At 68.8% G+C, this 25,498-nt stretch carries 27 protein-coding genes; 15 read left to right on the top strand and 12 right to left on the bottom strand.

The annotated features are described in order from the left end of the window. Positions 1 to 84: 84 nt before the first annotated feature. From ACQG07_RS05115 to ACQG07_RS05100, 4 genes are all read left to right on the top strand, one after another. Positions 85 to 891 (top strand): MBL fold metallo-hydrolase, encoded by an 807-nt coding sequence (locus ACQG07_RS05115; protein ID WP_426737649.1) that lies wholly within the window; start codon positions 85 to 87, stop codon positions 889 to 891. Next, positions 882 to 1,304 (top strand): nuclear transport factor 2 family protein, encoded by a 423-nt coding sequence (locus ACQG07_RS05110; RefSeq protein ID WP_426737648.1) that lies wholly within the window; start codon positions 882 to 884, stop codon positions 1,302 to 1,304. The genes ACQG07_RS05115 and ACQG07_RS05110 overlap by 10 nt, the downstream gene beginning before the upstream one ends. Before the next feature lie 143 nt (positions 1,305 to 1,447). Continuing rightward, complete coding sequence (locus ACQG07_RS05105) at positions 1,448 to 2,155, top strand: MmpS family transport accessory protein (RefSeq protein ID WP_426737647.1); 708 nt, start codon at positions 1,448 to 1,450, stop codon at positions 2,153 to 2,155. 42 nt (positions 2,156 to 2,197) lie between these two features. Next, the gene (locus tag ACQG07_RS05100; protein WP_426737646.1) at positions 2,198 to 3,307 is read left to right on the top strand and encodes a DUF3800 domain-containing protein; all 1,110 of its coding nucleotides are present in this window, start codon (positions 2,198 to 2,200) and stop codon (positions 3,305 to 3,307) included. 37 nt (positions 3,308 to 3,344) lie between these two features. Here ACQG07_RS05100 and ACQG07_RS05095 read toward each other — a convergent pair whose 3' ends face one another. Both ACQG07_RS05095 and ACQG07_RS05090 read right to left on the bottom strand, forming a co-directional pair. Beyond that, positions 3,345 to 3,872, bottom strand: coding sequence for a cytochrome C5 (locus tag ACQG07_RS05095; protein ID WP_426737645.1), 528 nt, complete (start codon positions 3,870 to 3,872; stop codon positions 3,345 to 3,347). Between the two features lie 55 nt (positions 3,873 to 3,927). Continuing rightward, on the bottom strand, positions 3,928 to 4,752 hold the full coding sequence (locus tag ACQG07_RS05090) for a class I SAM-dependent methyltransferase (protein WP_426737644.1): 825 nt from the start codon (positions 4,750 to 4,752) through the stop codon (positions 3,928 to 3,930). Between the two features lie 278 nt (positions 4,753 to 5,030). On the opposite strand from ACQG07_RS05090, the gene ACQG07_RS05085 reads away from it, so the two are divergent. The 4 genes from ACQG07_RS05085 to ACQG07_RS05070 all read left to right on the top strand — a co-directional run bounded on the left by ACQG07_RS05085 (position 5,031) and on the right by ACQG07_RS05070 (position 8,454). Continuing rightward, positions 5,031 to 6,140 carry a DNA alkylation repair protein gene (locus tag ACQG07_RS05085; protein ID WP_426737642.1) on the top strand — a complete coding sequence of 370 codons (1,110 nt, stop codon included), beginning with the start codon at positions 5,031 to 5,033 and terminating at the stop codon, positions 6,138 to 6,140. 163 nt (positions 6,141 to 6,303) lie between these two features. Then, positions 6,304 to 7,119 (top strand): CPBP family intramembrane glutamic endopeptidase, encoded by an 816-nt coding sequence (locus tag ACQG07_RS05080; RefSeq protein WP_426737640.1) that lies wholly within the window; start codon positions 6,304 to 6,306, stop codon positions 7,117 to 7,119. A 4-nt stretch (positions 7,120 to 7,123) separates the two neighbouring features. Beyond that, on the top strand, positions 7,124 to 7,711 hold the full coding sequence (locus tag ACQG07_RS05075) for a TetR/AcrR family transcriptional regulator (RefSeq protein ID WP_426737639.1): 588 nt from the start codon (positions 7,124 to 7,126) through the stop codon (positions 7,709 to 7,711). A gap of 95 nt (positions 7,712 to 7,806) precedes the next feature. Next, complete coding sequence (locus ACQG07_RS05070; protein WP_426737638.1) at positions 7,807 to 8,454, top strand: NADPH-dependent F420 reductase; 648 nt, start codon at positions 7,807 to 7,809, stop codon at positions 8,452 to 8,454. A 75-nt stretch (positions 8,455 to 8,529) separates the two neighbouring features. Here ACQG07_RS05070 and ACQG07_RS05065 read toward each other — a convergent pair whose 3' ends face one another. Continuing rightward, the gene (locus ACQG07_RS05065; RefSeq protein WP_426737636.1) at positions 8,530 to 9,006 is read right to left on the bottom strand and encodes an N-acetyltransferase family protein; all 477 of its coding nucleotides are present in this window, start codon (positions 9,004 to 9,006) and stop codon (positions 8,530 to 8,532) included. Positions 9,007 to 9,351: 345 nt separating this feature from the next. Further along, on the bottom strand, positions 9,352 to 10,320 hold the full coding sequence (locus ACQG07_RS05060) for an alpha/beta fold hydrolase (RefSeq protein WP_426737634.1): 969 nt from the start codon (positions 10,318 to 10,320) through the stop codon (positions 9,352 to 9,354). 114 nt (positions 10,321 to 10,434) lie between these two features. On the opposite strand from ACQG07_RS05060, the gene ACQG07_RS05055 reads away from it, so the two are divergent. After that, entirely contained in the window at positions 10,435 to 10,917 is a 483-nt protein-coding gene (locus ACQG07_RS05055; RefSeq protein ID WP_426737632.1) for a hypothetical protein, read from the top strand. 192 nt (positions 10,918 to 11,109) lie between these two features. Here the strand turns inward: ACQG07_RS05055 and ACQG07_RS05050 are convergent, their stop codons facing one another. After that, on the bottom strand, positions 11,110 to 11,403 hold the full coding sequence (locus tag ACQG07_RS05050) for a helix-turn-helix domain-containing protein (protein ID WP_426737630.1): 294 nt from the start codon (positions 11,401 to 11,403) through the stop codon (positions 11,110 to 11,112). 111 nt (positions 11,404 to 11,514) lie between these two features. Between ACQG07_RS05050 and map the strand changes: the two genes are divergently transcribed. Continuing rightward, positions 11,515 to 12,291, top strand: a complete 777-nt coding sequence (gene map, locus ACQG07_RS05045; protein WP_274500254.1) for a type I methionyl aminopeptidase — start codon at positions 11,515 to 11,517, stop codon at positions 12,289 to 12,291. Positions 12,292 to 12,352: 61 nt separating this feature from the next. After that, positions 12,353 to 12,853 (top strand): hypothetical protein, encoded by a 501-nt coding sequence (locus ACQG07_RS05040; RefSeq protein WP_426737627.1) that lies wholly within the window; start codon positions 12,353 to 12,355, stop codon positions 12,851 to 12,853. A gap of 3 nt (positions 12,854 to 12,856) precedes the next feature. Here the strand turns inward: ACQG07_RS05040 and ACQG07_RS05035 are convergent, their stop codons facing one another. Continuing rightward, complete coding sequence (locus tag ACQG07_RS05035) at positions 12,857 to 13,609, bottom strand: SDR family oxidoreductase (RefSeq protein ID WP_426737625.1); 753 nt, start codon at positions 13,607 to 13,609, stop codon at positions 12,857 to 12,859. 27 nt (positions 13,610 to 13,636) lie between these two features. Beyond that, a complete protein-coding gene (locus ACQG07_RS05030; protein WP_426737623.1) occupies positions 13,637 to 14,281 on the bottom strand; it encodes a hypothetical protein in 645 nt (214 codons plus the stop codon). 310 nt (positions 14,282 to 14,591) lie between these two features. Between ACQG07_RS05030 and ACQG07_RS05025 the strand changes: the two genes are divergently transcribed. Further along, on the top strand, positions 14,592 to 14,837 hold the full coding sequence (locus ACQG07_RS05025; RefSeq protein ID WP_426737621.1) for a hypothetical protein: 246 nt from the start codon (positions 14,592 to 14,594) through the stop codon (positions 14,835 to 14,837). A gap of 37 nt (positions 14,838 to 14,874) precedes the next feature. Here ACQG07_RS05025 and ACQG07_RS05020 read toward each other — a convergent pair whose 3' ends face one another. From ACQG07_RS05020 to ACQG07_RS05005, 4 genes are all read right to left on the bottom strand, one after another. Next, on the bottom strand, positions 14,875 to 16,140 hold the full coding sequence (locus ACQG07_RS05020) for a GNAT family N-acetyltransferase (RefSeq protein WP_426737619.1): 1,266 nt from the start codon (positions 16,138 to 16,140) through the stop codon (positions 14,875 to 14,877). A 118-nt stretch (positions 16,141 to 16,258) separates the two neighbouring features. Then, positions 16,259 to 16,609, bottom strand: coding sequence for a cupin domain-containing protein (locus ACQG07_RS05015; RefSeq protein ID WP_426737617.1), 351 nt, complete (start codon positions 16,607 to 16,609; stop codon positions 16,259 to 16,261). Positions 16,610 to 16,663: 54 nt separating this feature from the next. Beyond that, the gene (locus ACQG07_RS05010; RefSeq protein WP_056013555.1) at positions 16,664 to 17,116 is read right to left on the bottom strand and encodes an Lrp/AsnC family transcriptional regulator; all 453 of its coding nucleotides are present in this window, start codon (positions 17,114 to 17,116) and stop codon (positions 16,664 to 16,666) included. A gap of 191 nt (positions 17,117 to 17,307) precedes the next feature. Then, complete coding sequence (locus ACQG07_RS05005) at positions 17,308 to 18,765, bottom strand: aldehyde dehydrogenase family protein (RefSeq protein WP_426737615.1); 1,458 nt, start codon at positions 18,763 to 18,765, stop codon at positions 17,308 to 17,310. A 243-nt stretch (positions 18,766 to 19,008) separates the two neighbouring features. Here ACQG07_RS05005 and ACQG07_RS05000 point away from each other — a divergent pair, with 243 nt between their 5' ends. From ACQG07_RS05000 to ACQG07_RS04990, 3 genes are all read left to right on the top strand, one after another. Further along, positions 19,009 to 20,484 carry an APC family permease gene (locus ACQG07_RS05000; RefSeq protein ID WP_192006134.1) on the top strand — a complete coding sequence of 492 codons (1,476 nt, stop codon included), beginning with the start codon at positions 19,009 to 19,011 and terminating at the stop codon, positions 20,482 to 20,484. 48 nt (positions 20,485 to 20,532) lie between these two features. After that, on the top strand, positions 20,533 to 21,966 hold the full coding sequence (locus ACQG07_RS04995) for an NAD(P)/FAD-dependent oxidoreductase (RefSeq protein WP_426737613.1): 1,434 nt from the start codon (positions 20,533 to 20,535) through the stop codon (positions 21,964 to 21,966). Positions 21,967 to 22,129: 163 nt separating this feature from the next. After that, entirely contained in the window at positions 22,130 to 23,509 is a 1,380-nt protein-coding gene (locus ACQG07_RS04990) for an NAD-dependent succinate-semialdehyde dehydrogenase (RefSeq protein ID WP_426737611.1), read from the top strand. A 402-nt stretch (positions 23,510 to 23,911) separates the two neighbouring features. On the opposite strand, the gene ACQG07_RS04985 is transcribed toward ACQG07_RS04990, so the two are convergent. Continuing rightward, positions 23,912 to 25,474 carry a PucR family transcriptional regulator gene (locus tag ACQG07_RS04985; RefSeq protein ID WP_426737609.1) on the bottom strand — a complete coding sequence of 521 codons (1,563 nt, stop codon included), beginning with the start codon at positions 25,472 to 25,474 and terminating at the stop codon, positions 23,912 to 23,914. Positions 25,475 to 25,498: the final 24 nt, after the last annotated feature.

Below are 25,498 nucleotides of genomic sequence, written 5' to 3'. Positions count from 1 at the left end.
AGCTTTTGTTGTACCGTCATGTACGCCGCACCGCGGCATCGACTCGGGCGCACCGAGCCTCGTCCAACCGAAGGATCTACCACCATGACGCTCAACTTCGACGTCTTCGACCTCGACTTCCCCGCAGGTTCGAAGAACAAGTCCGCCGTCCTCGTGACCGGCGAAACCGAGGCACTCCTCGTCGACGCCGGCTTCACCCGCGCCGACGGCCACCGCCTCGTCGCGGCCATCCTCGACTCCGGCAAGACACTCACCACGGTGTTCGTCAGCCACGCCGACCCCGACTTTTACTTCGGCCTCGAGGTCGTCGCGGACGCCTTCCCCGACGCGGCGCTCGTCGCCGCCCCCATCGTCATCGAGCACATCAACGCGTCGTTCGAAGGCAAACTGACCGCCTGGGCCTCCCTCGGCGCGAACCTGCCCACCCGGCTCGTCCCCCTCACCCCGCTCAGCGGCGACGCACTCGTCGTCGACGGCCAGCGCCTCGAGCTCAAGGGCACCTCAGCCGCCCTCCCGGACCGCCAGTACCTCTGGAACGCGGAGCACCGCGCCATCCTCGGTGGCGTCCTCCTCTTCCAGCAGGAGCATGTGTGGACCGCAGACACGGCGACGCCGGAACTCCGTGCAGCGTGGATCGAACTCCTCAACGAGATGCAGGCCCTCGACCCGCAGCTCGTGATCGCCGGGCACCGCCTCCCCAACACCGCGAACGACGCGACCGCCATCGACTACACGCGCTCGTACCTGCAGGCGTTCGAGACGATCGTCGCGGCGTCCGCCGATGGCGCTGCCGCGACGCAGGCGCTCGTCGAGCAGTACCCGTCCTCGGGCATGCTCATCGCCGCCCAGATCGGGCCGAAGGTCGCGAAGGGTGAGATGACATGGGGCTGAACGAGACCACGACGACCGAGCCGTCCTCGGCACCTCGGGACGTCGTGCGGAGGCAGTACCTCGCCTCCGCCGCCGGTGACCTCGACGCACTGCGCGCGACCCTCGCCCCCGATGTCGAGTGGACCGAGATGGCCGGCTTCCCGCTCGCCGGAACGTACCGGACGCCGGAGGGCGTCACGAGCAACGTGATGGAACGACTCGGCGCGGACTGGGCCGACTGGACCGCGCACGACGACACCTACGTGGTCGACGGCGAAAACGTCGTGGTGCTCGCCCGGTACACGGCGACGCACCGCGGCACGGGCAAGGAGCTGGACGCCCGGGTGGCCCACCACTTCGTCGTCCGAGGTGGACTCATCGTGCGCTTCGAGCAGTTTGTCGACACGGCCCTCGTTAGCGACGCGAGCCGGTAGCGACGGGCGCCGGCAAGCGAAGGGGCGGGGCTGACACGCCCCGCCCCTTCGCTGTCGACATGGACCGCGAACCGAAGACGGCAGTGATCCAGAGCGTCGACCTCGGTACGGTGGAAGCAACGCAGCAGAGAGGCACCACGCGCATGTCCACTTCGAACCAGCCGCCCGCCCAGAACCGGCCCTACCCGCTGCCGGTGCCCGGCCCGGCTCCGGTGAAGACCGGCAAGCGTGGCAACGGGCTCGGCATCGCCGCCCTCATCGTCGGCGGGTTCGCGCTCATCGGGGCGTTCATCCCGATCCTGAACTACGTCGCCGGGTTCGTCGGACTCGTCGGCCTCGTGCTCGGCATCATCGCGCTGTGCCTCAAGAATCGGAAGAAGGGCTTCGCCGTCGCCGGCACGATCGTCTCGGCCATCGCGATCGTCCTGAGCATCATCCTCGCGATCACGTACACGGCCGGGTTCGCCGGACTCATCGGCGACGCGGTCAAGACCGCCGAGGCGAAGTCCTCCGAGGCCGCCAACAAGGAGATCTCCGTCGTCTACGAGGTCAACGGCACAGCCACCGACGCGTCCATCACTTACTCCACGTACTCGGCCGGCAGCAGCAGCACCGAGCAGTCCTCCGGTCAGGCGCTCCCCTTCATCAAAGAACTGACCGTCAAGGCCGGTCAGCAGTACGACTTCGCCTCCTACTCCCTCCAGGCGCAGAACGGCGCGGAGGACACCGGGTCCGTCAGCTGCAAGATCACCGTCGACGGCGACGTGGTCGCCGAGCAGACCTCGACGGGCGCGTACGCGACGGTGTCGTGCTCCGCGTCGGGTGCCGACGGGGTGACGGAGAACAAGTAGCTTCGAAGTCTCGGGTGTGCCCCCATTGCACTTCTTCAATAGGTGCGACTCCATTCAGCCGGTCCTGGCACAGACTCACAGCAGCGACCTAGTTCAGACGAGTTTAGGTTAGATTGGGAAAAATTCTTGTCATACTCAGCCATAGAGCTCGCCTGCGACGAGTCAGGAAACGAGGGCGAAAACCTCACCCGCGCCGGGAGCCGCGTGTTTTCGCATGCCAGTGTAACGATCTCCCTCGCGACAGCGGAAGATCTGATGAATGAGCTGCGCGAACGTACAGGGTCCGCAGCGGGTGAGTTGAAGAGCAACGTGCTTCTCAAGCAATCCAATGAACTCGAACTGAAATGGTTCCTTGAGACACCTGAGCTGATCGACAGCGTCAGCATCCACCTCACAGACAAGCACTTCTTCATTGTCGGCAAGATAATCGATTTGATCGTCGAACCTATTCTCTATTCGCGCGGCCATAAAATATATCGAAACAACAAAGCTCGCGAGCTTGCTCGCATGCTCTTTAGAGAAGCGCCCAGCCAACTTGGGGAGGATTGGCAAGTTGCGGCGGACCAGTTCAATACGATGCTGCGAGCCGTTGTTCGAAATGGCTCAAAAGCAACGATCGAAGACTTCTACGCGACGATAGAGGAGCTGCGCCCGAGAGCAACGGGGAAGTTGTCTCATGTTCTCCGCATAGTGCATGCGGGTCGATCTGAGGCAGCAAAACTTGTGGCAGATGCAAAAGTAACATCGCTCGATTACCTTGCCCTTGACCCTACCTTCGCCGCACTCGCAACGAGCGTCCGTACGTGGTACGAACGAACCGGACTCCCTGTAAATGTTGTGCACGATCAAACATCGCTTCTCACATCTCAGCGAATCGAGACGATGAAGAACGGGCTAGCAGACCCTGCCGTAGCCGAGCTGGGGTTGGAACCCGTCTTCCTTCACTCTGTGAGACTGGTCGATTCGAAGCTCGATGCGCGAGTTCAAGTTGCGGATCTTCTGGCTGGTGCTGGGCGGGCAATTGCGAGCAAAGCTCTTGATGGGGACACGCATCCCTTGACGCAGGAGCTGCAGCCATTTCTCGATCCGTCAGGTGTTTGGGGCGACAGCTCGACGTGGTCCAAATTGACCGGCACCGTTTCCTCGTTGTAGGAATCTCGGCTATCCAACCAGATGGCAAGCTCGGGCCTCACATCGAGAGGCGGCGCACGAGCTCCTCGACGGTCGAGAACTTGATCGACTCGACACCCTCTTCGTCGTCCTCGTCGGGCTCGACCTCGACGGCCTCGAACGCGAGGTCGGCGTCGAGCTGCACGAGCACCGAGCTGTCGGGGAACTGCTTCGGCGCGTCGAACGAGAGCAGCACGGCGTCGATGAAGACGATCACCGAGCGCAGCACGAGATCGTCACGGAGATCGGCGGTCTCGATGACCTCGTCCGACTCGACGGCCTCCTCGATCTCCGACGCCACCCGGTCGAGCAGCACCTTCCACTCTGCCCTGGGCTTCGAGAGGACCCGCTGCGCCAAGTCGGCGAGCGCCGCCGGCTCCGGCTCGCCCTCCTGCTCCTCGGGCTCGGGGTCGACGTTGAGCATGACCTCGGCGTCGATCGCGTCGAAGCGGGCGAGCCCGTAGACGAAGGTGTCCTCGATCTCCGGTGAGGCGACGAGGCCCCGACGCGTGAGTTCTTCGGCCAGGGCAGTCAGCGATGCAGTCATGCGCGCCAGGCTATCGCGACCGGGTGAACGGAGGCGGAACATTGGTCGGCCGCCGCTACTCCTTTGTGGCGTAGATCCGGAACCGGCGCTGCGTCACGGTGATGGGGGCTGCAGTGTTCAAGTCAGAGAGTCGCTGAGCGTGCGCTTGCACGGTGAAGTCGGGAGCGTCCCACGGGACGAGGCCGATGTAGGTGACGAGGGCGACAGCATCCTTGAACTGCATCGATCCCTCCCAGTGGTCGACCTGGTCGATCCGCATCCCCACTTCCCGCAGAGCCTCCGCGTGGGCATCCACGGTGACATCGGGGTGGGTGTACTCGCTCCCGAACCATTCATGGATCTGGGGCGCGTCGAAGCCGTCAACCTGTTGGGTCAGGAACCTGCCGCCGGGGGCCAAGACGCGGGCGACCTCGGCCGCGTCGTAGGACTCGTGCCGAGACATCACCAGATCCTGGCACTGATCAGGGAGGCCGAGGACGTCGTCAGCATCCGAGTCGTACTGCAGCACCGCGACGTGGCGGGGTGCGAGCTGCGCTCTCGCTACGGGGACGTTGGGTGGCCATCCTTCAGTAGCGACGACCACGGGCGGCTGTGCGGACTCTTGGGAGAGCGATTCCAGGAGCGCGGACAACCGCTCCCCACCGCCCGTTCCCAGATCCAGGGCTCCAATGCGAGAGTCGCGCAGCGCCTGCAGGCAGTCGGTTTCGAAGTCCCACCACGGACTGTCGGAGATGAGTGTGCCATCCAGCCGAGAGAAGTCCCATCCGACCATCTGCGCTTCGGCATGTGCCGCGTTGAGGCGTTCGAGGAGGTCGTGATCGGCTCCGTGGAGCCCGCCGCTGAGCTGCTGGGAGTGCTGTTGTCGGTCGCCGATCGTCACGTTCCGAGTCTGACACTGGACCGGTTGGGTGTCGACCCGACCTCGGTGATCTCCGCGGCAGTGCCGAGCCCAGCAAGGCCCAACCATGCTGAGTTTCCCGAATGTGTTGCGAATCGGGCGACGTTGGAACACATTCGGGCGACTCAGCACAGGCGGCGACCCGCACGCACCTTGAGTCGCCTGGATCTGTCACGTATTGCGCGGAATCGGAGTATTTTCAGGCGACTCAGCCCAGGCCCAGCAGCACACCTGTCAGCGGCACACGCCATGATCGCCGTATGCCCTTCGCAGACGAGCTCCTCGGCACCGCCGTCGCCCGCACCCTCACCCGCTCGCTCCAGGAGGCCGCGCCAGGCAACCCGTTCGACGCCACGGCTCAGGCAGCCGAGCGACTCGATGGTCTCGCCCTCCGCGAGCGCGCCGACCTCCTGCGCGACGCCCTGCTCGAGGACGTCCCGGGCGACTACGCGACGCTCGCCGGCATCATCCGCACCGCCCAGGCCACGAACCCCGCGTTCACCGGCTGGCTCATCTGGCCGGTGACGAGCGCCGTCGCAGCCCGCGCGGTCGAGGAGGGCACTCCCGACGCCTTCGACGACGCCATGCGACTCCTCGCCGAACTCACCGAGCGCCTCAGCGCCGAGTTCGCCATCCGCACCCTCCTGCGCCACGATCTCGACCGCGCGCTCGCCATCGTCCTCGACTGGACCATCTCCGACAACGAGCACATCCGCCGCCTCGCCAGCGAGGGCACCCGCCCCTACCTGCCGTGGGCCGTGCGCGTGCGGGAGATCGTCGCGAACCCGGGCGTCACCGTCCCGATCCTCGACGCCCTCTACCGCGACCCGAGCGAGTACGTGCGCCGCTCCGTCGCCAACCACCTCAACGACCTCAGCCGCGACGACCCCGACCTCGTCGTCGCGACTGCCGACCGCTGGCTCGCCGACCCCGACGCCAACACCCCGGCGCTCGTCCGCCATGCACTGCGCACCCTTGTGAAGCGCGGCAACCCTGGCGCGCTGGCCGCGCTCGGTTTTGGAGCGGCGACCACCGACGTCGAGGGGTTCGGTCTCGACAGCGCCCACATCCCGTTCGGCGGCACCGTCCGATTCGTCGCGACCGTCCGCAACACCGGTGCCGAGACGGCCCGCTTGGCGATCGACTACGTCGTGCACCACCAGAAGGCGAACGGCTCGCAGACGACGAAGACGTTCAAGCTGACGACGACCGAACTGGCTCCCGGCGAGCACATCCACCTCTCCCGTGAGCACTCGTTCCGCGCGATCACCACCCGTCGCTACCACCCGGGTGCGCACGGGATCGCGCTGCAGGTGAACGGGATCGCGACCGAGCCACTGGCGTTCGAACTGCTGCCGCCGGTGGAGTGAGGCGGCCGTCCCCACGGCCGAGCCCGCTTACTGAGCCGGTCGAAGGGCGCACTTCGACAAGCTCAGTGACCGGAGGGAGCTCGGTGACGGCCTCGGCGGGCCGCTCCGCACCCGACCGCATCCGGCAATCACGCCAATCGGAATACACATGTATTCTTTCCGCGTGTCCTCTCTCTCATCGCCCACTTCAACGCCCGATCTGCTCAGCAACCACCCCGCCGCGAGCTGGCGCGTGCGCGCACCATGGCTCGCCGCCATCGCCTTCGCGCTCGTCCCCGTGGTGTTCACGGCCGGCGCTTCAGCAGCAGCGCAACTCTCCGGGGCGAGCGAGGCCGGAGCAGCCCTCACGCTCGCCGCCGGGGCCGCCGTCTCCGCGATCCTCGGCCTGGTCGTCATGCGCCTGTCGCCGCCTCGAGTCCGCGACTACGGCTTCCGGCGTCCGCGGCGAGCGCGCGCCGCACTCTGGTTCGTCCCGGCGGCAGCCACCGTCCTGATCATCCTCGGCGCCCAAGGCATCCGGGTCGACGCACCGACCATCGCGGCGTATGGAGTCCTCGTCGCCGCCGTCGCACTGAACGAGGAGACCTGGTTCCGCGGCATCGTGTTCGCGATCCTCCGCGCACGCAGCACCCGCTCTGCTGTCGTCGGCAGTTCCGTCCTCTTCGGTGTCCTGCACCTGGCGAACCTCGCGGGCGGCGCGGACGTCGGATCCTCCATCCTGCAGGTGGCGTTCGCAGCCCTGTTCGGCCTCGTCGCCGCCCAACTCCTCGTGCTCACCGGCAGCCTCTGGCCCGCGATCGCCTGGCACGCCGCTTGGAACTTCGTCAGCTTCATCGGCGGCGACGCGACCGACAGCCGGTCACTCATCGGACTCGGCGCGGCCTGCGTCGTCATGCTCGGCTACGCGGTGCTCCTCGGGCGACGAACGTCCTCGCGGTCGGACGGCGCAGCGACGACCGACGCCCCAGCCCTACCCTGAGAACGTGGACCTGACCGAGCGCCAAACCCAACTCGCCGACGCGGCGCTGCGGATCGTCGCGCGGTCCGGCCTGGGCGCCCTGTCGTTCCGCGCCGTCGCGAGTGAGGACGACTGCTCGCTCGGTTCCGTGCAGAAGGCGTTCCCGAGCAAGCAGCGGATGGTGGCGGCAGCGTTCACCCGACTCCGCGACACCTCGGCGCCCCTGCCACCCGGCGAACCGGGCCGTCCGAACCTGCGGCAGTGGCTCGTCGACCTGTTCATCGGCGTCCTCCCGCTCGACGAACCACGCCGTGCCGCACACCGCCAGGGCGAGGTGTTCGCGCAGGTCGCGCTCGTCGATCCGGACATCGGCGCCGCCATCGCCGAGAGCGACACCCGACTCCGCGGCCTCATCGCGTGGCTCATCGCCCGCGGACGCGCGGAGGGCGAGATCCCGGCCTGGGTCGAACCGGACACCACCGCCTGGGCGGTCTGGGCGCTCGCGGGCGGCGTCGCCTCCCAGCTCACCTACGACCCGGAACCCGAGAGCGACGTCCGGAGCAGACTCGATGCGGCGATCGGCGCGCTCCTGGGCGTCGCAGCCACCGATTGACGACCGGCCGATACGACGAACCAACGCGGATGAACGTCCGCTGAGAATCGCCGAGCGGAGGAATGCCTCACCCCGCCGGAACCGTTCCCCTGAACATGACAACCATCGGAATCATCGGTTCAGGAAACATCGGCTCTCAGCTCGCACGCCTCACGGTGGCGCAGGGTCACGACGTCATCGTGTCCAACTCGCGCGGACCGGAGACGCTCACCGACCTCGTCTCGGAGCTCGGCGAGCACGCCACGGCCGGCACCGCCCTCTACGCGGCCGAGCGTGGCGACATCGTCATCGTCACCATCCCGCTGCACGCGATCGACACTGTCCCCGTCGCACCGCTCGCGGGCAAGGTCGTCATCGACACGAACAACTACTACCCCGAGCGCGACGGACACATCGCCGAGCTCGACGAGGAGACCACCACCACGGCCGAGATGCTGCAGGCGCACCTGCCGGAGTCGAAGGTCGTGAAGGCGTTCAACCACATCTACGCCGCCGACCTCACCACCAAGGGCAAACCGTCCGGCACCCCGAACCGCCGCGCCCTCGTCATCGCCGGTGACGACGCCGACGCGAAGGCCACGGTCGCCGCACTCATCGACTCCTTCGGCTTCGAGCCGCTCGACATCGGCGCGCTCTCCGAAGGATGGCGCATCCAGCGCGACACCCCCGGCTACGGCCCGGACGTCGACGCCGACAAGCTGCGCGAACTCGTCGCCGAGGCCAAGCGCTACCGCGACATGTAAGTCACGCTGCATCGCGAATCGCCTCGAGTGGTCGTCCAGGAGCTCCTGGTGCGACCATTCGGGGCGATTCGTCGTTCAGCGGCCCGGTGGGTCGGCCCGCCACTCGAGGAGGAGCGGCGCTTCCTCGAACCCGGCGCGGCGGTAGACCGGCGCACCCGCGTCGTTCGAGCTGACGGAGACCCGGCCGATGTCGCGAGCGCGTGCGGCGTCGAGGAGTCCGTCGACGAGGCGACCGGCGATGCCCCGACCACGGAACTCCGGGCGCACGAAGACGCTCTGCACGTCGCCCGTCAGCCGGCGGAGTGCCCCGATGTTGGGTGCGCGGGAGAACACGATGAGCCATGCCATGCCGACGAGCCGATCGTCGACCTCGGCGACCAGGCACACCCGGGAGTCGGGGTCGACGGCGATCCACGAGACGAGGTCATGTGCGAACAGCGCCCGTTCCCAGTCGGCGAGCGGGCCGGTGGGCGGCGACATCAGCAGCTTCAGCTCGGCGAGCCCGGCGGCGTCGGCCGGCGTGGCGACGCGGATCACGACCTCGGGTTCCATGGGTCGAGTGTCGCATGGGCTGCTGTCATGGGAGGGAGTAGTGCAGCCCCCATGTTCATTGTGCGGTCGCACGACCTACTCTCCAGGGGAGTCCTCATTTTGGAGGACAACTGAGCTCAAGGAGGAGCTATGAAGACAGACCCGTACTACTCGATCAACCCGTCGGACCCGGACGTGCACCACGTCCACAGCGACTGTCCGGCCGGAGCACGGATTCCGGCGGAGAACCGGCGATCCGGGACCAACGGATACCGCCTGTGCGAGCGTTGCGCTGACATGTAGCCGCGTGGTGGTACTTCGGCAGCCTGTCGAAGTACCACCGCATCCAGCGACAATCGTCCGCGCTCAGGAGGGGTCTTGCGCTCCGAGCGCCGCGAAGCGGTCCAGGGCCGCACGGAGCACGGCGCTCTCCTCGGCGCCGCCGTGGCCCTCGGTTTCGACGATCGTCAGCTCGCTCGCCGGCCACAGCTGATGGAGGCGCCAGGCGGTGGCGGCCGGTCCGCTGATGTCACGTCGGCCGTGCACCAGCGCGCCGGGGATGTGCGCGATACGGTCCATCCGCGACAGCACCGCCCGGTCGCCGGTGAGGAAGCCGTCGTGACTCCAGTAGTGGGTGACGAGCGTCGCGAACGCCTCGCGCACGGTCGCGTCGGCGAACAGCTGGCCGACGCGTTCCGGGTGGTCGAGCGACACATGCGCACTCTCCCAGCGGTCCCAGGCGGTCGCGGCGTGTGTGCGGTCCGTCGCGTCGCCCTCGCGGAGACGACGCGCGTAGGCCTCGACGACCCGCTCGCCGTCCCGCCGGTCGCTGTCAGCTTCGAACCGTGCCCACTCCTCGGGGAAGATCCGGCCGACGCCCTCGGTGATCCAGTCGACCTCGTCGCGGCTCGTAGTCGTCACCGCGACGAGCGCTAGTGCGATCACCCGATCGGGATGCTCCTGCGCGTAGGCGAGCGCGAGGGTCGTGCCCCATGAGACCCCGGCGACCACCCAGCGCTCCACACCCGAGGCGACTCGCACCGCCTCGATGTCGGCGATCAGGCGCTGGGTCGTGTGCTCGTCGAGCTGCTCGAGCGCGTCCACGATGTTCGGGATGCTGCGGCCACTTCCGCGCTGGTCGATGCCGATGAGGCGGTACCGCGACAGGTCGAAGTGCGAGCGATACCAGCCGGAGCCGAGCGAACCGCCGGGGCCGCCGTGCAGCCAGAGCGCGGGGACGCCGTCGGGGGTACCGGACTCCTCGACGAAGATCGACGCACCGCCATCCACGTCGACGAAACCGGTGGTGTGCGGGTCGGCTTGCTCCTCGGTCATCCGTGCCACGCTACACAGCTCGGGTCCGTGTGCGCTGGCCCTTCGACGAGCTCAGGGGCTGAGGAGCCTCCGGTGCTGCAGCCGCGCTCCGGGGGCAGGGGTCGTAGGCTGTCGGTGATCGACCTCGGGGGACTCGACATGCATCGACGCATCGCAACGACGCTGACAGCACTGGCGCTGGCACTCGGGCTGAGCGCCTGCGCCGGCACGGAGACGACGTACGCGGACCTGCAACGCGACCAGGAGGCGAAGGACCGATTGTCGGAGAACTCGGTCGGCGCCGACAGCGGCGACCCGGTCACCATCGACCCCGGCTCGACGAGGCTCGTCGCCGTCCAGGGGGACTCAGAGGTCTTCCTCGCCTCCGCCACCGAATCCGGTCAGCCGCGGATCTGCATCATCGTGTTCGCCTCGACGCAGCCCTTCCGCGCCTGTGGCGGCGGCTACCGCGTGGGCGTAAGCGACAGCACGAACGAGTACACCGTGCTCGCCGACACCGTCGTCGACACCGAGCTCGACCCGGCAGACGGGTGGACGAAGATCAGCCAGAACGTCTTCACCCGGCCTGTCGAGCCGACGACGAGCGACACGCAGTAGCGGGCGGAACCTGGCAGCAGGAGTACCGCCCTGCAGCAGGACAGATGGGACGCGAGCGTCCTGCTGCCGCGCGGACGTCCGGTTCCCGCGCCCTTCGACAGGCTCAGGGACCGGCGCGGCACGTCGGGCGGATACGGCCGCGGAACTGCGTGGGCCCTTCGACAAGCTCAGGGAACGGGAGCGACCGGGGAGCTAGGAGACGAGTCGCTCGCGCAAGCGGTCCGTGGGCGCGACGTCCCGCCGGGTCGGGCTGATCGTCGCCCAGACATCATCGAGGGAGAGGCCGAGCACCTCGGCGATGGCGGCGATCGTCGAGAACGCCGGCGTCGCGACCCGGCCCGACTCGATCTTCCGCAGCGTCTCCGGCGAGAGGCCGGCATCCAGGGCGATGTCGAGCATCGAACGCTCACCACGGGCCTCGCGCAGGAGCGCACCGAGGCGCTGACCGCGTTCGACATCGGAGGGGGTGAGCGGGAGGCGGACCATGCGCCCAGTGTAGTACGGGATAGTTTGACCGGTATAGTTATTGGTCGAGCGCCGTTCGCGGCACGAACACCACCGCACCACGAACGCAGCACGCCGATGGAAGGGCCCCGCATGATCGAGATCTTCACCCCCACCGAGGTCGCGAAGGCACGTCGCACCGGCGAGCTCGTCGCGAACATCCTCCACACGCTCAAGCACCGCGTGACGGTCGGCACCAACCTCCTCGAGATCGACCGCTGGGCCAAAGCGATGATCCTCGAGGCCGGCGCCGTCTCCTGCTACGTCGACTACGCACCCTCCTTCGGTCGCGGCCCCTTCGGCCACTACATCTGCACCGCCGTCAACGACGCCGTCCTCCACGGCCTCCCCCGCGACTACACGCTGGCCGACGGCGACCTCCTCACCCTCGACCTCGCCGTCCTCCTCGACGGCATCGCCGCAGACTCGGCCATCAGCTTCGTCGTCGGCACGGCGACCCCCGAAGACATCGCGCTCATCGAGACCACCCAGGAGGCCCTCGCCGCCGGCATCGCAGCCGCCAAGCCGGGTGCGAAGATCGGCGACATCTCCTTCGCGATCGGCACCGTGCTGCGTGGCGCCGGCTACCCGGTCAACATGGAGTTCGGCGGCCACGGCATCGGCACGACGATGCACCAGGACCCGCACGTCTCGAACGACGGTCGCGCCGGCCGCGGCTACAAGCTGCGCCCGGGCCTCCTCCTCGCGATCGAGCCGTGGGTCATGGCCGACACCGACAAGCTCGTCACCGACGCCGACGGCTGGACCCTCCGCAGCGTGACCGGCAGCCGCACGGCCCACAGCGAGCACACCATCGCGATCACCGAGGACGGCGCCGAGATCATGACGCTGCCGACCGTCACGTTCTGAGCACCTGAGGGTCCGCCGAGCGGAATCGACCGGCCCGGCACACCGTGTTTAGGCTGGTGACATGACCGACGATCGCCGCACGGTCCTCCGGGGCCGGTACCTGAGCCTCGGACTGGGCGAGCTGTTCGCCGCCGTCGTGTTCATCTGGGTCGCGTTCGTCTCGGCGCTCCCGTTGCTCGAACAGCCGACCGATGCGCTCGCGTTCTGGTCGGCCCTCCTACCGCTGCTGGTGATCCTCGTGCAGGCCGGCATCTACTGGCTGGCCGCCCGGCGGTGGGTCAAGCAGGGCACCATGCCTCCTGGACTGGCCGCCACCTACCGCGGGTTCCGCGTGCTCGACGCGGCCCTGCTGCTCGCCGGACTCGTCGGGATCATCGTCTGGTTCCCCGCCCACCCCTTCGCGGCCATCGGCATCCCGTTCGTTTGGCTCCTGGGTGTCATCGAGTACGTGAACTACTTCGTCGTCCGGCTCGCCTACCCACCGTCCGTGTGGTTCAAGCGGATCGGCGAGTGGCGTACGCCTCGACTCATGCAGGACGTCCGGGCGGCTCAGCGGAGCTGACGCTCAGCGAGCGGCGCTGAGCCCCTCGATCCACTGCGCGAAGGTCTGCACACCGCGCTGCGCGCCCGGGCCGGCCAGGGTCGTGCCGTCGCGCATCGCCTTGCCGAAGCCGCCGGGCAGCGGGATCTGCAGAACCGGGCCACGGATGCCCGTGGCCGCAGTGTAGGCCTTGACCATCGCGGTCATCCGCAGTTCCTCGGGGCCAGCGAGATCGGCCGGGCGCCCCTGCGGCTCGCCCTCGGCCAGCTCCACCAGGCGCTCGGCGACTTCGCGCGCGGCGACCGGCTGCGAGATCATCGTGGGCACCATCGTCACCGGCCCGAAGCGGAACCGCTCGACCATCTGCTGCGCGAACTCGTGGAACTGCGTCGCGCGCAGGATCGTCCACGGGATGCGTCCGGTGCTCACGATCTCCTCCTGCAGCGCCTTGCCCGCGTAGTAGCCGAAGGGCGCCTTGTCGCTTCCGACGATCGACAGCGCGACGTGATGGGGCACGCCTGCGGCGCCCTCCGCCTCGAACAGGTTGCGGGTGACCGCCCCGAAGAACTGGCGCGACTGCTGGGCGGACTGCGTGGCCGTCGACGTCACATCGATGACGACGTCCGCGGCCTCCAGCTGCTGCGCGAGCCCGGCTCCAGTTGCGAGGTCGACGCCGGCGGCACGCGACAGCGCGACCACCCGGTGTCCGCGCTCCTGGGCCACCGCGACGACGTGTCGCCCGACCATCCCGCTGCCTCCTGCGACGACGATCTTCATGCGACACTCCCCTCTGCTCGACGGATGTCACTCTATCGGCGGGAGGAAGCAGCCGTTCTCGACCGTGATCCGCAGCACGTCGGCATCGGGTCGGAGCTCCCGTTCGAAGATGATGGCGTCGTCGCGGAGCTGCGTCGACAGCTCCAGCTCGCCGTACGAGGGCACGATCAGCTCCGACCGGAACTCGTCCGAGTCGGCCGCGAGTTCGAGGGGCGGCGCGTACCCGTTGATGAGATCGACGAGCACGGCGCGACTCGTTCCGACCGGCAGCTCGACCTCGACGGCCATGCGCGCCAGCTTCGTGGCCCGACCGGACGGCGCCAGACTACTGCAGGGCGCCTCCGAGGCCTGGGGCGAGAACGCGAACGGCTGCCCACCCGTCGCCGTATTGACCATCTGCCCGAGGAGGTCTGCAGCCACGGCGAACACCTCGTCTCGGGTGGGAAGCTCGTCGTCACGCTGAGGAGCGCTCGGGTCGATCGCCGGCGCCTCGGGCACCGTCGAAGCACGATCACCCCGCGACTCCCCGGCCTGACCCGTGCAGGCGACGATCACCAGCGCGAACACACTCAGCTGGGCGACCACTGCGACGACGATCGCCATGATCGAGCGCCGCCCGAGCGACCTGGAACGGCGCCCTGGCGGCGGCTCCGCGCGCGCTTCGGTGGTCATTGCGTTCCGGGATCGTGTCCACGCATACTCCTGTCTGGCCGTGAGTCGCGACGAAGGCCGTCGTGATGCTGCAGCGACGGTATCGATCGGGAGCCGGTCGACGGCTCGACAGTTGGTGGGCATGACGCGGCGAGCGCGGATCGGGCGCCTGTGGAGCGGCGTCAAGCGTGTGCGCCGCCGACGAGTTGCAGACACGTCTACCACGGTGTATAACAAATCTGCACTTCGAGATATAGATCCGGATCCGACCGATCAGCCGTTCCCGAAGCGCGCCTCCCATCCGAACCCGACCAGGAACCACCCGACCCCGATGACGACCCTGCAGCACCCCGCCACCACCGGCTCCATCCGCACCCCACGCCCGCAGCTCGCGGCACTTCCCCGCACCCTGCGCCGCAGCGTCCCGGCCGAGCAACGCCAGCTGTTCCGCACCCTTGCCGCCACCATCGGAGGATTCACCCTCCTGGCAGGCCTCGTCGGTGCGCTCATCACCGGCTGGATGATGCTGCTCGCACTCCCCGCCGCGGCGATCCTCCTCGGCGCAACCGCTCCCTGATCGATCGGCCGAGCTATCTCACCTTGGCGGGTAGCCCTTAGAAGTGCGTCCGCAGGAAGGGCGCCTGCTCCGTCGCGAAGGCGAGGTCGAGCGCTCGTACCGCCTCCGATGACCCGGTGATGAGCCCTGCTTCGGCGAGCGCCGACACGCGCGGGCCGCCGAGGAGGACGGCCGACAGCTCGTTGATGGTGAGGCGCACAGCGTCGTCGTCGGTCGATTCCGGCACGTCGCCGATGCGTTCCGCGACCGCGGCACCGTGCTCGTCGATGCGGAACGCGAACCGACCGCCGGCGAGTCCGAGGGCGTCCTCGACATCGAGCAGGTGCTCGCAAGGATCGGACGCCGCAGGGACGGTGAACCGGCGCGCGCCGAGCACGGTCGGCACGTCGACGATCCGGAGCCAGAGCGAGTCGGCTCGCGCGGTGGTCTTGACGGCGCGACGGTCGACGAGTCGCCACTGGATGGCTTCGACCGTCGGAGCCTGGTGGAAGGTGACCTTCGTGGTGAGGCTGATCCCGGTCAGGTGCCGCCAGAGCGCGTAGCGGGCCTCCGGGGTGGTGGCGACGAGGTCGTCGACGACGATCGTCCCCCACTCCTCGCCGACGCGGTAGAGCGCGTAGCCCTGCGGTTCGCCGTCGGCGTCGTCGTAGCGGAGGGCGAGCGTGTCACCCTCACCGTGGCTGAAGTGGCGGATGGTCACCTCACGGAGGGCCTGCTTCCACCAGGCGACCCCGCGGTCGATGTCGCCGGTGCCGCGGGAGCGCTCGAACAGCCCGGGCGCGACGGTGGCGAGCGAGCGCGGGTCGAGCGTGTGGACGCGGCCGGCGGGCGGCGCACCCCGCCAAGCGACGCGCTTGGGTTCGACCTCGTGCGTGAACTCCCAGGTCGCCGGGGCGAAGCCGTAGCGTCCGTAGATGGTCGCCTCGCTCGCGGTGAGCGCGACGACTGCGGCACCGGTGGCCTTCGCGTGGTGGAGTCGGTTCTCCATCAGTGACCGGGCGATCCCTCGACGTTCGTGGGAGGTCGAGACGGTCACCTCGGTGATGGCCAGGGCGCGGACGGTGCCGCCGGGGATCGACAGTGCGGTCGGGAAGGAACCGAGCGTGCCGACGGGGACGAGTGGTTCGGCCGCGGTGTCGTCGTAGACCCCGAGGATCGAGCTGCCGACGAGGAGCTGACGCCGCTCGGCACGCACCGCCACGTCGGTGTCGGGCTTCGAGAGGAAGCCGCGCGACGCTGCACCCCACCAGAGGTCGAGGGCGGCGTGGTCCGTGTGGTCGAGCTCGACGGTGCGCAGGTTCATGCGACAAGCCTATTGGGGTGGTCGGAACGCAGGAGATCGGCGCGAGAGCAGGACGGGCGGGCGCGAAGCGTCCTGCTGTCGGGCGGATGTCCTGCTGCCGCGCCGCGAGGCGCGCGGCTCAGGCGACGTAGACCTTGCGGAGGGTCTCGCGGACGGTCCAGGTGGTGCGGGCGCCGGCGGCGAGTCGGCCGATGGAGCCGGCTCGGAGCTCCAGCGACGGGGTGCCGTCGGCGAAGTCGACGGTCGCCTCGCCGGAGAGGACCACGAACACCTCGTCGATCTCGGTGTCCTGCACGACGCCGACACCCAGCTCCCAGACGCCCACCTCGGTGTCACCGACGGCCGTGAGGGACACGATCCCGCTCCGCGGCGACCCCGAGACGACGTCCTCGGGCGCGAGCGGGTTGTCGGCGAGCGCCACGTCGGCGCCCTGAAGTACCGCGTTCGGGACGAGCAGGTGGTCGGTCATGAGGTACCTCTCTGAGCAAGACGGAGACGAGCGGGGTCGGCGCGGCCCGACGACCTACCCGACGCCCCAGCCGTAGGCGAGCTTGTGGGCTTCGAGCACGAAGAAGGTCTCGGTCGACCGCACCCCGGGCGTCGGCTGCAGGGTGTCGAGGAGGAACGTCTTGTAGTGGTCCATGTCGCGGCACACGGCCTCGACCATCACGTCGAAGCCGCCGCTCGTGAGCACCACGTAGCTCGTCTCCGCGTGCTTCGACAGCTCCTGGCACACCCCGCGCGCCATCCCCGGCTCGCAGCGGATGCCGATGAGCGCCAGGTGGTCGAAGCCGATCGACAGCGGGTTCGCGATGCCGACGATCTGCAGGATCCCGGTGTCCTCGAGTCGCTGGATCCGGTAGCGGACGGACGAGGCCGGCAGCCCGGTCTCGGTGGCGATCTCGGAGAACGCCTTCCGTCCGTCCTGCTGCAGGATCGCGATCAGCCGACGGTCGATGTCGTCAAGGTCGTTCATGTGGCTCCTCCGGCAGCGGGCGGATGGTCATCTGGCAAGCGTAGCGAGGGAAGCCGTGCGACCCGGGTGCGGTGTCCGCCCCACCCGAGCCACGAGCCCCGGCCGACCGACCGACCCGAACGCGGGCGGTCGACCGGGGCGACGCCGATCGTGCGGACCGAGGGAGGTCGCCGATCGGCGGATCGGTCCGACTAGCGGACGTGGATCGCGCCGGTGCGGAGGTCGGTCATGTCGTGCAGCGTGTACATGCCACCGATCCGACCCCAGCCGGTGCCCTTGCCACCCGCACCACCGAACGGCATGTTGATGTCCCACCAGCCGTTGGAGTCGTTGACGATGACCTGACCGGTCTCGAGCTCCTCCATGAAGCGGTAGGCCTTCGACAGGCTCTCGGTGAACACCGCGGACTGCAGGCCGAGCGCGTCGGCATTGGCGATGCGGAGGATGTCGTCGTCGTCCTTCGCCGTGAGGATGGGGAGGACCGGGCCGAACGACTCCTCGCGCGACAGCAGGCTGTCCTCGGAGACGCCGTCGACGATCGTGAAGTCGTAGTAGAGGTCCGTCGGGTGGCCGGTGGCACGACCGCCGCCGAGCAGGATGTCGAAGCCGAGCGAGCGGGCCTCGTCGAGGTGGCGGTCCATCTTCGCGGCGACGCCCTCGTTGTTGAGCGGGCCGAGGTTGATCCCCTCGTCGAAGGGGTTGCCGAGTCGCACGGTGGCTTTCGCGTAGGCGAGGGCGGCCTCGACGAAGGCGTCGTGGACGGTGTGGTGGACGATGAGCCGCTCGGTTGCGCAGCAGACCTGCCCGCCGCTGTAGAACGCGGAGTCGACGGCGGCCTTCGCGGCGCGTTCGATGTTCGCGTCCTCGAGGACGACGATCGGACCGTTGCCGGAGCACTCCATGAGCGAGCGCTTGAGGCCGGCGGTGCGGACGATCTTCGCCCCGGTGGCGGACGAGCCGATGAAGCCGATCGCGTCGATGCCGTCGTGGGAGACGAGCTCGGAACCGAACGCGCCGTCGCCGGGGAGGACACTGACGAGCCCGGCCGGGACGCCCGCCTCGACGAGGCAGTCCATCGCCGCGAGGACCGCGAGGGGCGTGTTGCTCGGCGGCTTGACGATGCAGGCGTTGCCGGTCGCGAGGCCCGGGGCGACGAACTCGCTGAACATGAGGAGCGGGAAGTTCCAGGGCGTGATGATGCCCCAGACACCGACCGGCGCGCGCCAGGTGAACATGCGCTTGTCGATGTCGCTCGACGGCAGCGTCTCGCCGTAGAGGCGGAGGGCGTCCTCGGCGTGGAGGTGGAAGAGCTGCGCGGCCTCGGCGATGTCGGCGATCGACTCGGCGAGCGGCTTGCCCTGCTCGAGCGTCTGCAGCCGGGCGAGCTCTTCCACCCGGGCGTTCATCGCGTCGCCGACCCGGTGACAGATCTCCGCGCGCTTGAACACGCCGAGCTTCCGCCACTCCCGCTGCGCCTCGTGCGCACGTCGCACCGCCTCGTCGAGTTCGGCGGTGCCGGCCACGGGGATCGACGCGATGACGTCACCGGTGACGGGGCTGATCACCTCCGAGCGCTCCGAGCTGGTTCCGTCGGTGAACTCGCCGGCGATGAAGAGCTGGGTGCGAGTGGGTGTCGGCAACGTGGTCATTCCGGACCTCCTTGTGTCGTGGCTGGGCCGACGACGCCGAACAGCGTCGTGCGGATGTCGTCGGGAGAATGTGGGATCAGCCTAGGACCTTGCGATTCCTCGAACAAGCAGTATTGTTTCGTCAAAGTTACGATTACAACAACTGAAGCATCCTGATCTTGTCGTTCCGACAATCCTTCGGCACATTGAGTGCACCAGCAGCGAGACAGCGACGTCTCGTCCCCCACGAATCGAGAAGAGCCCATGTCGACCGAACACGTCACCAGCACCGACGAGACCACGCACCTGCCGAAACGGATGCGCTGGTTCGACGGCTTCGCCATGGCGATGACCATGCCCGCCGCGCTCATCGCCACCCTCGGCGCCTCCATCACCGGCCTCGGCGGCTGGGGGGCCGCCGTCCTGTGGGCGATCTCCATGATCCTCGCCATGGGCGTCAACTGGATCTACACCGAGCTCGCCACCATGTTCCCGAACTCCTCCGGCGGCATCGCGCACTACGCGGCCGAAGCGTGGAAGTCGCGTGCACCCTGGGTCGCACCGATCACGGGCGTCGGCTACTGGCTCCCCTGGGGCACCAACCTCGCCACCTACGGCGCGGTCACCGGGGCACTCATCCAGGCGCAGTGGTTCCCGAACGAGGACTGGGTGATCCAGCTCGGCCCGATCTCCATCACCTTCCCGATCCTCATCGGCCTCGGCGTCATCGGGGTGATGTACCTCATCAACGTCATCGGCGTCCGCGTCACGATGGCGTTCGTCTACATCACGGCGGGCATCCTGCTCATCCCCCTGTTCGTGTTCATCGTCTTCCCGCTCTTCAGCGCCGACTGGGCACCGCTCGACCTCACCTGGAAGCTCGAGGGCATCGAGGGCCTGCACACCGCGATCGTCTGGCTGTACATCATGGCGTGGACCACCTTCGGCATCGAGGTCTGCGCGACCTTCGCCCCGGAGTACCGCGACTCGGTGAAGGACACGACCAAGGCGATCAAGGCCTCCGTCCTCTTCTGCCTCGGCGTCTTCTTCGTCATCCCGCTGACCCTCGGCGGCTACGCGGGTGAAGCGGCGATCGCCGACAACCCGGCGACCTTCTTCGTCGCGAGCTTCGCCTCGCTCGTCGGTGGCGCTGCGGACGTCATGGTGCTCTGCCTCATCGCCTCGCTGCTGCTCATCATGACCACCTCGGTGGCCGACGCCTCGCGCGTGCTGTTCAACATGGGCAAGGAGCGCGTCACCGTCCCGTCCCTCGGCGTGCTCAACCGTCGCGGGGTGCCGTTCCGCTCGCTCAACGTGATGCTCGTCATGAACGTCGTGATCCTGGTGGTGCTGCAGAACCCGCTCGCGATCATCGTGACCGGCAACCTCGGCTACATCCTCACGCACTTCTTCGCGGTCTCCGGCTTCTTCCTGCTGCGCAAGGACCGCCCCGACGCCGTCCGCCCGATCCGCCTGCCGCGCTTCTTCGTGCCGCTGTCGGTCGTGCTGTCGGTGCTCCTCGCGATCATCCTCATCGTCGGTGCCACCGGGTTCTCCACCACGGGCTACGGCGGGTTCCTGGAGCTCGGCATCGCGCTCGGCCTGCTCGCGCTCGGTGTCGTCATCTGGCTGTTCGTCCAACGGAGCACCGAGCGCGACTCGGGACTCGGGAGCGGCGGGGCATCCGCCGGAACCCCACGTGCCGAGACCGAACGCACCGACGCCGCCCGCACCGACTGACCGCGCACCACGCGACCGCACCGAACCACGCACCACAGGGGACCCACCATGAGAACCACCTACGAACTGGCCGAAGAGCTCGCCGACACCGCACGCCTGCGGGACCAGCTGGCCTCGGCCGAACCGGAGCCGTACTGGCTCGACGACCCGGCACGGCCCGCTCCGCTCCCCCGCCTCGAGGCGGACGTCGAGACGGACCTGGCGATCGTCGGTGGTGGTTACTCGGGCCTGTGGACCGCCCTGCTCGCGAAGGAGCGCGACCCGGACCGCCGGGTCGTGCTCCTCGAGGGCCGGCGCATCGCGTGGGCCGCGTCCGGTCGCAACGGCGGGTTCTGCGAGCCGAGCCTCACCCACGGATCGTCGAACGGCAAGAGCCGCCTGCCGCACGAGTTCGACCGCCTGGAGGAGCTGGGACGCGAGAACCTGCGTGAGATCGGCGAGACCATCGCCCGGTACGACATGGACTGCGACTGGGAGGAGACGGGGCTGCTGCAGGCGGCGACCGCACCACACCACGTCGAGTGGCTACGGGAGAGTGCCGAGGAGCACGGGGCACGCTTCCTCGACCGCGAGGCGATGCAGGCGGAGGTGCACTCGCCGATCTTCCAGGCCGGCCTGTTCGAGCCCACCGGAGCGGCGCTCGTCAACCCGGCCAAGCTGGCGTGGGAGCTGCGACGCGTCTGCCTCGACCTGGGTGTGGAGATCCACGAGTACACGCACGTCCGCTCGATCCGGTCGAACGCGACGTCGGTCACCCTGACGACGACGCACGGTTCGGTCGTCGCGAAGCACGTCGCCCTCGGCACCAACGTCTTCAAGGCACTCATCCCGAGTGCCCGGAAGTACACGGTGCCGGTCTACGACTACGCGCTGATGACGAACCCGCTCTCCGCAGAACAGCTCGAGAGCCTGGGTTGGAAGGGCCGGCAGGGCATCTCCGACCTCGACAACCGCTTCCACTACTCGCGACTCACGACCGACGCGAACGGGTCGACCCGCATCCTCTACGGCGGCTACGACGCGGTGTACAACTACGGCGGGCGCGTCGAGCCGCGGTTCGACCAGCGCGAGGAGTCCTTCCTCAAGCTCGCCGCCCACTTCGCCCACACCTACCCGCAGCTCGCCGACCTCGGCTTCTCCCACAAGTGGGGCGGCGCGATCGACACCTGCGGGCGGTTCTTCTCCTTCTTCGAGACCGCGCACGGCGGCAAGGTCGCGCACGCCGCCGGGTTCACCGGCCTCGGCGTCGGGGCGACGCGGTACGGCGCGAACGTCATGCTCGACCTCCTCGCCGGCACGCCGACCGAGCGCACGACGATGGACTTCGTCCAGAAGAAGCCGACGCCGTTCCCGCCCGACCCGCTCGCGTTCATCGGCGCGCGCATCTCGCTGTCGGAGATGGCCCGGGCCGACCGCAACGAGGGCAAACGCGGGCTCTGGCTCCGCACGATGGACGCCGTCGGGCTGGGCTTCGACTCCTGAGCCGGGTTTCGAGGCAGGAGCCGCAGTCCAACCCATGACAGGCGGAGCCTGGTTCGATACGGTGCAGGTGGTGGTCCCGCTCACGTCGAACCCGCACAGCTCGCATCGGCCGGCAACGGACACCGCACCGCACCAGCAGCACCTCAGACAAAGGAGCACACCAGTGAGCGACTACGCCGTCGTCAACCCCGCGACCGGAGAGACTCTCCGCGACTACCCGACGATCACGGATGAGGAGCTGCAGCAGGCGATCACCGCCGCGGCCGCCGCCCACGAGGAGTGGTCGCGTCGCGCTCCAGTCGCCGACCGCGCTGCGCTCATCGCCCGCGTCGCCGCCCTCCACACGGAGCGCCGCGAGCAGCTGGCCGAGATCGCCGTCCGCGAGATGGGCAAGACGTACGAGCAGGCGCTCGGTGAGGTCGACTTCGCCGCAGCGATCTACCAGTACTACGCCGACAACGGCGAGGCCTTCTCCGCCGATGAACCGATCGAGTTGTCCGACGGCACCGGCTCCGCGTTCATCCGTCGTGCGTCGCTCGGCGTGCTGCTCGGCATCATGCCGTGGAACTTCCCGTACTACCAGGTGGCGCGGTTCGTCGGCCCGAACGTCGTCAACGGCAACACGATCCTCCTCAAGCACGCACCGCAGTGCCCCGAGTCGGCGCTGGCGATCGCGCAGATCTTCGACGACGCCGAAGCCGAGCTGGGCGCCCACGATTCCGTGTACGTGAACATCTTCGCCACGAACGACCAGATCGCGACGGTCATCGCCGACCCGCGCGTGCAGGGCGTCTCGGTCACCGGTTCGGAGCGCGCCGGTTCCGCCGTCGCCGAGCTGGCCGGCAAGCACCTCAAGAAGGTCGTGCTCGAGCTCGGTGGGTCCGACCCGTTCATCCTGCTGTCGACCGACGACCTCGACGCCGCCGTCCAGGACGCCGTCAACGCCCGCATCGATAACAACGGGCAGTCGTGCAACGCCGCCAAGCGGTTCATCATCATCGACGAGCTGTTCGACGACTTCGCCGCGAAGTTCACCGAGGTCTTCACCGCGAACGCTCCGGCCGATCCGATGGCGGAGAGCACGCAGCTCGGCCCGCTGTCGTCGGCCGCAGCGACCGAGCGACTCGGCGAGCAGCTCGGCCGCGCGAAGGCACAGGGCGCGACGATCCTGGCATCGGGCGAGCCGTCGGGCAACTTCTTCCCGCCGGCCGTGCTCACCGACGTGACGCCCGAGATGGACGCGTTCCACGAGGAGTTCTTCGGACCCGTCGCGTCGCTGTACCGGGTCGCGTCCGAGGAGGAGGCCGTGCGCCTCGCGAACGACACCCCGTTCGGCCTCGGCTCCTACGTGTACACGACCGACCAGGAGCAGGCGCTGCGGGTCGCGGACGGGATCGACGCCGGCATGGTGTGGATCAACCTCGTCCTCGGCGACGCGGCGGAGCTGCCCTTCGGCGGCGTGAAGCGCTCCGGCACCGGCCGTGAGATGGGCAAGCCCGCGATGGACGAGTTCGTCAACAAGAAGCTCATCCGCATCGCGTAGGCGCTTCGGCCCCGGTCGCCGAGCTCGCGCCACCGGTCGCTGACGCCCCATCCAGTCTCTGAGCTCGCACCACCGGTCGCTGACGCCCCCATCCGGTCACTGAGCCTGTCGAAGTGCGGCCCCGCCCCGCGTCGACCGCCCTTCGACAAGCTCAGGGACCGAGAGGGGTGCGACTCAGGGACCGGACCGGGATGGTTCAGCTCAGGGACCGGGATGGCTGGGTGTGGCTTGGGGACCGGAACCCCCGCTGGGGTTCGTCGGCAAGCGGCGGTCACCCCGAGCCGAGCACCTTCTCCGCTCCCTGAGCCTGTCGAAGGGCCCACGGTGGCACCTCGACAGGCTCGGTGACCGGGGTGGGCTCGGTGACCGGGGTGCGCTCAGCGACCGGGGCCCGAAGGATCTTCAGCCGTCGGTGAGCTGGAGGGCGCTCCACAGCTCGGCGCGGTCGCCGAAGCGCGAGAGGTCGAGGTCGAGCAGCGACTCGAGCGTGGTGATGCGCGCGCGGAGGGTCTGCCGGTGGATCCTGAGGCGGCCAGCCGCCTGATCGGTGACGCAGTTCGCCTCCAACCACGCCCGGGCCGTCTCCACGTGGACCGCCCGAGCCTCGGCGCCGAGCCCACCAAGCGGCTCCAGCAACCGGTTCGCCAGCACCGACCCGCCCGACGCGCTCAGCAACCCGAGCAACCCCTGCTCGGCGAGCGCCTCGTATCGCACCAGTCGCGGCGTCTCCCCGGCCGACGCGCGCGCCCGCTCGGCCTCAGCCAAGCCATCCCGCAACCCCTCCCAGCTCGTCCTCGCCGACACCCCACCCGACAGCCCGTGGCGGCCGACGACGACGTCCCAGAGTCCGGTGTCCGCGTCGCTCGACACGATGACGATCCGCTCGTCCTGCTCGGCGAAGAACAGCTTGCCGCCGTGCGCCGCGGCCTGCACGTCGAGCTCCGAGAGGAAGCCCAGCTCACCCACGGGGATGTCGACCACGGCGACGCGGATCGGGTCGGGCGGCAGCGGCCCCCAGAGCCGCTGGGCGGTGCGCTCGGCGACCGCACGGTCCCCGGAGAGCAGCAGCTCGAGGAGCCCCGAGCGCAGCTGCCGGCGTGCGAGGTCGAGGGCGCTGTGCTGCTCGAGGGCGATGCTCGCGAGGCCGATCACGCTCGAGACGAGGTCGTGCTCGGCATGGTCGAGCGGCACGCTGGAGCCGACCGCGAGGATGCCCCGCAGCTCGCCCCGGCGACCGAGCGTCAGCAGCGTCGCGCCCTCGGCTCCGTCCGCGAGGTGCAGGCCGGCCCGCGACCCGCGGCGCAGCACCTCGGCGACGGCAGTCTCCACACCCTCCGGCACCGGCTCGCGCGTCCTCGTCGTGACCCGGTTGCCGAGGGCGTCGTACAGCGCGACCCAGCAGCCGAGCTGCTGCCCCAGCTCCGCGAGGATCGCCGTCAGGCCGTCGGGTCGGAGCGCCGCCCTCGCGACCGCACGCTGCGCGGCGAGCGACCACTCGAGCGACGCCACGCGCGCGGCTGCGACCGCGTCGGCGACGAACCGGATGATGCCGATGAACGGGGTCCGCTCGCCAACCTCGAGCAGGGTGAACCCGTGACGCTCGCACGCCTCGACGAGCCGCTGCGGGATGTCGGCGTGGATGATCCCGGTGGCGAACCCGAGCGCGAGCACGCCCCGGGCGGAGAGGCGGCGGACGTACTCGTCGGCGCGGCGGTCGGCGAGCTCGTCGCTCATCTCGCCGGTGAACTGCATGCCGTCGGTGAGGAGCAGCTGGCCCGGTTCCAGCCAGGGCGTCGGGTCGCCGAGGTCCGAGCTGTGCACCCAGGCGATGTCGCGATCGAGGACGTCGGCGTCACCCGCGACGACGAGGCCGAGCTTGAAGACCGGCTCGGCCATGAGCGTGCGCAAGGACAGGTTCGAGGACGCACGGCCGACCTCGCCAGCGATCACTGAAGTGGTGGACATGTGCCGAAGCTATCACTGATCCCG

It is taken from the genome of Plantibacter sp. 2H11-2, from assembly GCF_050031945.1.
Taxonomy (GTDB): Bacteria; Actinomycetota; Actinomycetes; order Actinomycetales; family Microbacteriaceae; genus Plantibacter; species Plantibacter auratus.
This window is presented reverse-complemented; position numbering and strand designations above follow the sequence as displayed.